Origin of the sequence: Frankia nepalensis, from assembly GCF_016786325.1 — a bacterium.
Taxonomy (GTDB): Bacteria; Actinomycetota; Actinomycetes; order Frankiales; family Frankiaceae; genus Pseudofrankia; species Pseudofrankia nepalensis.
In genome coordinates this window covers 1-8,917 of record NZ_JADWYU010000065.1, presented here as the reverse complement: position 1 = coordinate 8,917, position 8,917 = coordinate 1, and the positions used below count along the sequence as shown (strand labels likewise).

7 protein-coding genes are annotated in these 8,917 nt (G+C 73.5%); 2 read left to right on the top strand and 5 right to left on the bottom strand.

Features of this window, described 5'->3' with window-relative positions:
* Positions 1-84: 84 nt before the first annotated feature.
* Together I6A81_RS02905 and I6A81_RS02900 are read right to left on the bottom strand one after the other, a co-directional pair.
* Positions 85-348: a hypothetical protein gene (locus tag I6A81_RS02905; RefSeq protein ID WP_307874427.1), complete on the bottom strand. Its 264-nt coding sequence runs from the start codon at positions 346-348 to the stop codon at positions 85-87.
* A 437-nt stretch (positions 349-785) separates the two neighbouring features.
* Positions 786-1,349: a GNAT family N-acetyltransferase gene (locus I6A81_RS02900; RefSeq protein ID WP_203007082.1), complete on the bottom strand. Its 564-nt coding sequence runs from the start codon at positions 1,347-1,349 to the stop codon at positions 786-788.
* A 228-nt stretch (positions 1,350-1,577) separates the two neighbouring features.
* Between I6A81_RS02900 and secA the strand changes: the two genes are divergently transcribed.
* The gene (gene secA / locus I6A81_RS02895; RefSeq protein ID WP_203007083.1) at positions 1,578-4,526 is read left to right on the top strand and encodes a preprotein translocase subunit SecA; all 2,949 of its coding nucleotides are present in this window, start codon (positions 1,578-1,580) and stop codon (positions 4,524-4,526) included.
* Positions 4,527-4,545: 19 nt separating this feature from the next.
* Here secA and I6A81_RS02890 read toward each other — a convergent pair whose 3' ends face one another.
* Positions 4,546-5,250, bottom strand: a complete 705-nt coding sequence (locus tag I6A81_RS02890; RefSeq protein ID WP_203007084.1) for an Rv3235 family protein — start codon at positions 5,248-5,250, stop codon at positions 4,546-4,548.
* Positions 5,251-5,344: 94 nt separating this feature from the next.
* Positions 5,345-7,009, bottom strand: coding sequence for a LysM peptidoglycan-binding domain-containing protein (locus tag I6A81_RS42925; RefSeq protein WP_307874426.1), 1,665 nt, complete (start codon positions 7,007-7,009; stop codon positions 5,345-5,347).
* Positions 7,010-7,373: 364 nt separating this feature from the next.
* On the opposite strand from I6A81_RS42925, the gene I6A81_RS02880 reads away from it, so the two are divergent.
* Positions 7,374-7,943 (top strand): hypothetical protein, encoded by a 570-nt coding sequence (locus I6A81_RS02880; RefSeq protein WP_203007085.1) that lies wholly within the window; start codon positions 7,374-7,376, stop codon positions 7,941-7,943.
* Between the two features lie 135 nt (positions 7,944-8,078).
* Here the strand turns inward: I6A81_RS02880 and I6A81_RS02875 are convergent, their stop codons facing one another.
* Positions 8,079-8,315, bottom strand: coding sequence for a helix-turn-helix domain-containing protein (locus I6A81_RS02875; protein WP_203007086.1), 237 nt, complete (start codon positions 8,313-8,315; stop codon positions 8,079-8,081).
* Positions 8,316-8,917: the final 602 nt, after the last annotated feature.

Here is an 8,917-nt window from a genome sequence, read left to right as displayed (position 1 = left end):
CCCCCCCCGGGGGGGGGGGGGGGGGGGCCCCCCCCCCCCCCCCCGGGGGCCCGCGGGGGGCCCCCGGCGGCGCCGCGCGGGTGTCTATCCGGTCGAGCCGCTCGAGCCGCGGGCTCTGGTGGCGCCGCCGGCGCTCCGGCGCAGGCCGTCCAGCGCGCCGAGCAGGAAGTTGGTGCGCCGGCGGGCGGCCACCGTGGCGGACATGGCAGCCCGTCGCCGGCCGGCGACGGAGGCGTCGTGACGGAGGTGGGCCTGGTGCGCGGCGGCGACCTGCGGGGCGCGTACCCCGGCCAGCGCGCGGTTGAGGGTCGCGGAGTCGAGGCCCTGGAATGAGCCGTTTCTGGACATGGACGCACCGTCGGACCTGGAGCTTCGGATCTCGGACATGACGTTCCCTTCAGCGAACCTGGCGTCAGTGCTGTCGGCGCGGAGAGAGAGTCACGGTCGGCGCTGGCAACCCCAGACAGGCAAACCTTTGACGATCATGGCTCACCCTGTGCGCGAGGGGTTCCCGCCGGTCCGCCTTCCCCTGATCGACGTGAACTCACGTGATCAGGGGTGCCGCGGAGCGGCGTGGAAACTGGTCAACTCACTTCTCACTCTCACAGGTCCCTTGGCGAAGAATCAAGAGAATTGGCAGGGCTATGGCGGGGTGCCATGTAAAGCGTCATCTGTCCGTTTCTCCGGAGTCCTGGCAGATCACACCAAACCCCTGCCCGAAGTGACGCCCGTTACCCTCGTCTGGCGCGAGGCAATCGTCACCGGTCCGCTGGCCAGCGCCCCCGCTACGGCGTCAGGGTGCCGGTCCAGTAGTCGGCGACGCCGCCTCGGGGATGCGGGAGGGGCCGGGGCTCCGGGTCGAGGCGGAACCCCGCCCCGCGCGCGACCGCCAGGGACGGCTCGTTGCCGACGAGCGCCTGCCAGCGGATCACCGCCAGCCCCAGCGCGCCGAAGCCCCAGCGGCAGAGCACCCGCACCGCGTCGGTGGTGACCCCTCGCCCGCGGGCCGGGGCCGCGCACCAGTAGCCGACCTCGCCGTCCCCGCCCGCCCCGGCCCCCGGTAGCCCCGCCGCGTCCCGCAGGTCCTGCAGGCCGACCGAGGCGAGCAGCCCGCCGGAGGTCGCGTCCACCACCGCGAACGTCGCGGACGTGCCGGTGGACCAGCCGAGCGGGGCCCGCTCGGACACGAACTCGACGGCGTCGGAGCGCCGGTACGGCGACGGCACCGAGGTCCACCGCTGGATCTCGGGGTCCTGGCACGCCTCGAACGCGGCGTCGGCGTCGTCCGGCCGCCAGGGCCGCAGGTGCAGCGCCCCCGCCGTGATCTCGACCGGCTCGAGTGCGGACATCGACTACTCCTGGCGGAAAGAGGGGACAGGCGCGGTTGGCCCCGGCGCGGCCCCAGCATGCCGCCGGTGCCGGTGCCGGTCGATGGGTTTTCGCGGCAACGCTCGCGCCGGGGCGCGTCGTGGGTTCCGATCGGGTGCCGCCGAAGGACTAGCATCGTGGTGTCGGCAGGGCCCCCAGTTGGCCGCAAACAGCAGAGTGTCGACACGCCAGCCGGAGGAGTCCAACCCGTGCTACTTGACAAGGTCCTGCGCGCCGGCGAGGGACGGATCCTGCGCAAGCTCACCGGGATCGCCGAGCAGGTGAACCTTATCGAGGACGACTTCGTCGGCCTCTCCGACGCCGAGCTCCGCGGGATGACCGACGAGTTCCGTCAGCGCCTGGCCGACGGCGAGGAGACGCTGGACTCGCTGCTGCCGGAGGCGTTCGCCACCGTGCGTGAGGCGGCGCGCCGCACGCTCGGCCAGCGGCACTTCGACGTCCAGATCATGGGTGGGGCCGCGCTTCATCTCGGCAACATCGCGGAGATGAAGACCGGTGAGGGAAAGACGCTGGTCTCCACCTTGCCGGCCTATCTCAACGCGCTCGCCGGCAAGGGCGTCCACGTGATCACCGTCAACGACTACCTGGCCCAGCGCGACGCCGAGAACATGGGCCGCGTCCACCGGTTCCTCGGGCTCACGGTCGGTGTGATCCACCCGCAGATGCCGCCGCCGGCGCGCCGCGAGCAGTACGCCTGCGACATCACCTACGGCACGAACAACGAGTTCGGTTTCGACTACCTGCGCGACAACATGGCGTGGAGCGCCGACGAGCTCGTCCAGCGTGGCCACAACTTCGCCATCATCGACGAGGCCGACTCGATTCTCATCGACGAGGCGCGCACGCCGCTCATCATCAGCGGCCCGGCCGACCAGCCGACCCGCTGGTACACGGAGTTCGCCCGGATAGCCCCGATCCTCACCCGCGACACCGACTACGAGGTCGAGGAGGGCAAGCGCACCGTCGCCATCACCGAGACCGGGGTGGAGAAGGTCGAGGACCAGCTCGGCATCGAGAACCTCTACGAGTCGGTGAACACCCCGCTCGTCGGCTACCTGAACAACGCGTTGAAGGCCAAGGAGCTGTACAAGCGGGACAAGGACTACATCGTCACGGACGGCGAGGTCCTGATCGTCGACGAGTTCACCGGCCGTATCCTGCACGGCCGGCGCTACAGCGAGGGCATGCACCAGGCGATCGAGGCCAAGGAAAAGGTCGAGATCAAGCAGGAGAACCAGACCCTGGCGACGATCACCCTGCAGAACTACTTCCGGCTCTACGAGAAGCTGTCCGGGATGACCGGTACGGCCATGACCGAGGCCGCCGAGTTCGCGGGTACCTACAAGCTTGGCGTCGTGCCGATCCCGACCCACCGGCCGATGGTCCGGGCCGACCAGGCCGACGTCGTCTACAAGACCGAGGTCGCGAAGTTCAACGCGGTCGTCGAGGACATCGTCGCCCGGCACGAGAAGGGCCAGCCGGTCCTCGTCGGCACGACCAGCGTCGAGAAGTCGGAGTACCTGTCCAAGCAGCTCACCAAGCGGGGCGTGAAGCACGCGGTGCTCAACGCCAAGCAGCACGAGCGCGAGGCGATGATCGTCGCGGAGGCCGGGCGGAAGGGCGGCGTCACGGTCGCGACGAACATGGCCGGCCGCGGCACGGACATCATGCTCGGCGGCAACCCCGAGTTCATCGCGCAGGCCGAGCTGCGCACCCGGGGGCTCTCGCCCCGGGAGACGCCCGAGGAGTACGAGGAGGCCTGGCCGGAGGCGCTGGAGAAGGCCAAGGCCTCCGTCGCGACCGAGCACGACGAGGTCCTGGAGGCCGGCGGCCTCTACGTCCTGGGCACCGAGCGGCACGAGTCCCGGCGGATCGACAACCAGCTGCGCGGCCGCGCCGGCCGGCAGGGCGACAGCGGCGAGTCCCGGTTCTACCTGTCCCTGGGCGACGACCTGATGCGGCTGTTCAACGCCGCCACCGTCGAAGGGATCATGGACCGGCTGCAGATCCCGGAGGACGTGCCGATCGAGTCGAAGATCGTCACGCGGGCGATCCGGTCGGCGCAGAGCCAGGTCGAGGGCCAGAACCACGAGATCCGCAAGAACGTCCTGAAGTACGACGAGGTCATGAACGCGCAGCGTTCCGTCATCTACGAGGAGCGCCGCCGCGTCCTCGAGGGGGCCGACCTGCACGAGCAGGTCCGGCACTTCGTCGACGACACGGTCGTCGCCTACGTGCAGGGCGCCACGGCCGAGGGCTTCGCCGAGGAGTGGGACCTCGACACGCTGTGGACCGGCCTCGGCCAGCTTTACCCGGTCGGGGTGGAGGCGCCAGGTGTCGACGACCGTGACGGCCTGACCTCCGAGATGCTGGTGGAGGACCTGCAGACCGACGCCCAGGACGCCTACGACCGGCGCGAGGCGGAGCTCGGGGACGGCCCCGACGGCGAGCCGCTGATGCGCGACCTGGAGCGGCGCGTCGTGCTCAACGTGCTCGACACCAAGTGGCGCGAGCACCTCTACGAGATGGACTACCTGCAGGAGGGCATCGGCCTGCGGGCGATGGGGCAGCGTGACCCGCTTGTCGAGTACAAGCGCGAGGGCTACGCCATGTTCCAGAACATGATGGACGCCATCAAGGAAGAGTCCGTCCGGCTGCTGTTCAACCTCGAGGTCCAGGTCGCCGGCCGGGACGAGCAGCCCGCGGCGCCCGCCGCTCCCAGCCTGCAGGCGCCGGCCCCGCTCACCCCGCTGAAGCCGTCGGCCGAGACGCCGGCGTCCGCCCGGCCGTCAACGGCGAAGGCCACGGGCGGTACCCGGCCAGGCAGGGCGGGCGGCCCGGCGCCCGCCGCCGCGCGGCGGGCCCCGGCGGCCCCGCCGCCGCCCGAGTCCGCTCCGCCGCCGCCGGTGTTCGTCAAGGGGCTGGAACCGCGCCGTCCGACCGGGGGTCTGCAGTATTCGGCGCCGTCGGTCGATGGCGGGGCCGAGCCGGTCACCTCCTACGAGCGCGGAGGCGGCGGGCTGTCGGGTAACGGCGTCGGCGGTGACCCGAAGGGGCCTGCCCGCAACGCTCCGTGCCCGTGCGGCTCGGGCCGCAAGTACAAGCGCTGCCACGGCGACCCGGCCCGCCGCGGTTGACGCGCGGCGGGTGACGGCGTCAGCCGATCTGGAGGGCGGTCACCTGCCAGCGGCCGCCGGTGTACTCCATCCGTAGGGCGATGGCGGCGACCCGGTCGCCGCGGTTGACCACCGCGGCGATCTCGGCGACGCCCGGACGGGGCTCGCCGATGCGGATGCTGCGCACCGAGCCTCGGCCCGGGTACTGACCGCCGACCCGTTCCAGCGCGCCCTGCAGTCGTGGGGTGGTCCAGCCGGTCAGATGTGAGACCGGCCGGACGCCGGCCAGCATCTCGACGATCGCCCGGACGACGATGGTCGCGGCCGGCCCTGGGATCTCCCGGAACCGGCTGTCACGGATCCGCGGCTGGCTTCGGGTCGGCGCGCGGCGCCCCGTCTGGTGGGTGGCCTGGGGCGCCATGGTGATCTTCTTCGTGGTCAGGGCTGGAGCGTCGTCCGCCGTCGCGCGGAACGGGTCACGGGGAAGGGCCCCATCGGGGGACGGCGGCGCTGGCAGGCGGACGTCGCCGGGTCCGCGACCCGCGGCGACGCCGTGCCGCCCGCCCCGGCTCCGTGCGGAGCCGCCGGTGCCGGGACCGCGCCGGATGCCGGGCAGAGCGGGACGCCGGGCGGCCTGCGCGGTGGGCGACGGCCCGTCGTCATAGGGCGGCTCGGTCATGACGGCCGGCAGCCCGCGCAGTGCCGGCACCGGCCTAGGCTGGTCCGACGCGGGGATGGTGGTCACGCTCGGTCTCCGGCGGTGAGTCGGCCAGACTGGCTGGGATGCCGGCGGTTCAAGGCTTTCGGCCATCTCGCGCGGGCGGCCGGCCCGGGCGGGGTCAGGGCCCGGGAGGCGGCCGAAGCCGCTGACCGGGATGGATCAGGTTCGGGTCAGGGCCGATCACGTCCCGGTTGGCTGCCCACCATCGTCGCCATTCGGAGGCGACCTGGGCGTCGGTGGCGGCCGGGCCGAGGTGGCGGGCGGCGATCGTCCACAGCGAGTCGCCGCGGAGGACCACGACCTCACCCTGGCCGGCCAGGGAGCCGGCTCCGGCGGGCTCGCCGATCCCGCGCGGGGCTGGCGGCACCACCGGGTCGGCGTAGGTCGGGGGTGGCGCGGTCACCGGCCCCGACAGGTCCGGCCAGACCTGGCCGGGCCCGTCCACCGGCCGGATGACCGCGGCCGGGCCCGCCGGCGGCGAGGCATTGTCGGTGATCGTCGGTATCCAGGGAGTCGGGGCGCTGGTCGGCGCCGACGTGGCCGTCGGGCCGACGGTCCAGCCCGGTGTGGGCGACGGGGCGGTCGGAGACGTGCTGGGCGGGCCAGCCGGCGACGCCGAGGCGGCCGAAGGCTCCGCTGTCGGGCTGGTTGCCGGCGGGGACATGGCCGGCGGGGGCGTGGCTGTGGGGGTCAGGGGAATCGGGGTCAGCGTGGTCGGGGTCAGGGCCGACGGGGTCAGGGCCGGCGGGGAGGCGCCCGTTCCCGGAGTGACCGAGGGGTCGCCCTGGTCAGGGACGCGCGGGGTCAGCGGCACGATCGGTGTTCCGTCGGGCAGGCCCGCCGGCTGGGAGGCCGTGGTCGCGGGCGTCGGAGTCGGCCCGGCCGGCGAGGTGGGGGGCGGGGTGGAGGTCGGGCTGGAGGTCGGGCTGGAGGTCGGGAGGTCGGAGGCGGGCGCGGGGGTGGCGGTGTTGGCCGGGGTCGGCGGTGGAGCCGGGCTGGTGCTGGCCGGCGGGGACGCCTGAGTGCTCGGTGGGCTGGGGGCGGCGCTGGGCGGCGGAGGCGCCGACGTGGGCTGGGCCGGAGCTGGCGGAGGCGGAGCCGGCTGGGTCGATGCGGGCTGGGGCGGCGGGGCCGGGTTCTGGGTGGGCGCCTGGCTGGAGGCCGGGGCCGGGGCCGGGACTGGAGCCGGTGGCGGGGCTGGAGCTGGTGGCGGGGCTGGAGCTGGCGCTGGGGCCGGTGGCGGGGCCGCTGGGCCGGGGGCGGCCGGCGGCGACAGATCGGGCATGCCGGCGGAGGACGGGGCGGGCGGCGCCGGGGTCCTGGTGGTGCTCGGCAGCGAGAGGTCGGGCATCGCCCCGCCGGTCGTCGAGGGAAGGCCTAGGTCGGGCATGGCCGCGGCCGGGGCCCGGGGCAGGACGCTGGCCGACGCGGAGGTGGCGAGCAGCCCGCTGGCGCTGCTCGCGACGATCGTCAGGCCCAGGCCGACCTCGAGCGCGCGGTGCAGCGCGCGCGGCAGCATCCACCGGGCGAGCCGCCCGGCCCCGCGCCCGGCAGCCCCGGGCAGCGCCGCGAACGAACCGACGACCACGCCCAGACACAGCCAGAGCAGGCAGGCCCAGGCCGCCGCCGCCACGGCCGTGACCAGCGCCTGCTCGGGCGCGGCGGAGAACCAGTCGGGGACGTCGGAGACGCCGGCCGGGAGGTCGGCGAGCCCGGGGCCGGCGACGATCAGGACCGCCGCCACGCCACCCGCCAACGCGATCCCGAGAACGGACCGCGTCACGCGTCGGATTGCTCTCATCCCGCCTCGCTTCGAGCCGTGGGCCGTCGCGCCCGCTCCCTCAGCAGCGAACACTCTGGGCCCGCCTCGGATCGATGGGGAGGTTGTCCCCCCGGACGGCCGCCGTCCGGGCGCCGTCCGTCCCCGTGGGCCGTCCGGGCCGGGGAAGTGACGTCCGCCCGAGGTGTCTGCGCGCTGTCGGCTCTGACAGCTTTCGTTTGCCTGCGTTTGCCTGTGTAGCGCTCTGGTGGCAAGGTGTCAATCCTGGTTGTCTGTCCCGATAGCAAACGATGATCTCGAGTCGCGGCCCGTGGGCGACAGAATGGTCGCGGTCCGTATTGTCGGGACGGTCGAAAGGGGTGCGAGGTTGCGCTGGGAGGCGCTGTTCGCGGATCTCGAGGCACAGTGGGAGGCCGCCGAGGCGGCGGAGCTCGCCCTGGAAATCGCGGATCGGAGCCGCAGGGAGGCCGGGTACCTCCGGCTGGTCGACCGGCTGCGCCCGGCCGTCGGGTACCGGGTGCGGGTCGACCTCGCGGGCTCGATGGGGCCCGAACGCGGCGCGGTCGACGGACGGCTGCTCGCGTTGGGAGTGGACTGGCTGTTGCTCGAGGACGCCGGTGGCGTGGAGGCCCTGGTCCCGGCGCGGTCCGTGCTCGCGGTCCGTGGGCTGCTCGGCGAGTCCGCGCCCCCCGGGCACGAGGGCCGGGTGGGCGCTCGGCTGGACCTTCGCCACGCGTTGCGCGGGGTCGCCAGGGACCGGTCGGGGTGCCTGGTCACGCTGTCCGACGGACGGACGGTCAGCGGCACCGTGGACCGGGTCGGGGCGGACTTCGTCGACCTCGCCGAACACGCCCCGGGCGAGTTCCGGCGGCCGCGCGACGTCGCCCTGTGCACGATCCCCTTGGCGGCGGTCGCCGTGCTGCGCCGCGCCGCCTGAGGGCCGCGGTCGCGCCGCCGTCGCCCCACCGCCGCCACGGGCCCGAGCGCCGCGCGGCTGGCGGGGCGGCCCGCCTGGGCGCCGCCGCCCGCGTACGAGCTCGGGCTCCCACAGCCCGAGCGGACGGGAAGCGGCTCAGTCCTCCGGGACGGGCTCGTGGCGGGTCAGGGGGTTGGCCAGCACGAAGGCCCTGGTCTGCTCGTAGGCGCGCTGGATGTACGCCTCCAGTTCGGAGCGCTCGACCCGCCACTGGCCGCGGCCGCCGATCTTGATCGCGGGCAGCTCCCCGCTGCGGACCAGCGCATAGGTCTGCGACGCCGAGATGTTGAGGATCTCCGCCACGTCGCTGAGCTGCAGGAATCGGTCGTTCATGGACGTCCCTTACTCCTCTCGTCCGCCGGCCGCGCGCGGCTTCGCCGTCGCCACGCCGGGGTCCTCGCCGGACTGGCGAAGCCAGTCGGGAAGGCCCGCTTCGGCCGGTCCGCCTTTCGTCCCCCGCTGTCCAGCCCCGGATCTCCGCTCGAGCGGCCATGCCGGCCGCGCGGTCAGAGGCCGGCTCGTTGCCAGGTCCTCCGCTCCGACTACGAAGGGTGTACCAGTTCTTCCACGCGAGGTGCCTCCGGATGCTTCTGCTTGTGGATAACTGCCCTTGTTTGTGCTCGACCGTCCCGTGACCGCCTCAACCGGATGAGCTTTCGCCACCGATATAGCACGTCTTGTTGTGACCTGCGTCATCTTGTACCGCCGCGAGGGCTAGGGCCGTGCTGTGCCGATCTCGGCGAAGTGATGGCTGGCGGACATCGTCCGAGCCGCCTGGAGCGTCCAATCAGTGTCCGGTGGGGGAACTCGACTCATGCCACAACGTGGTCCGATGTGCGTACGCTGTGTGACGTCGCGTTGATATGTGCGTCGCGCCGCGCATGCGCGGGGCGCCCCGCCCCCCCCCCGGCCCCCCGGGCCCGGGGGCCCCCCCC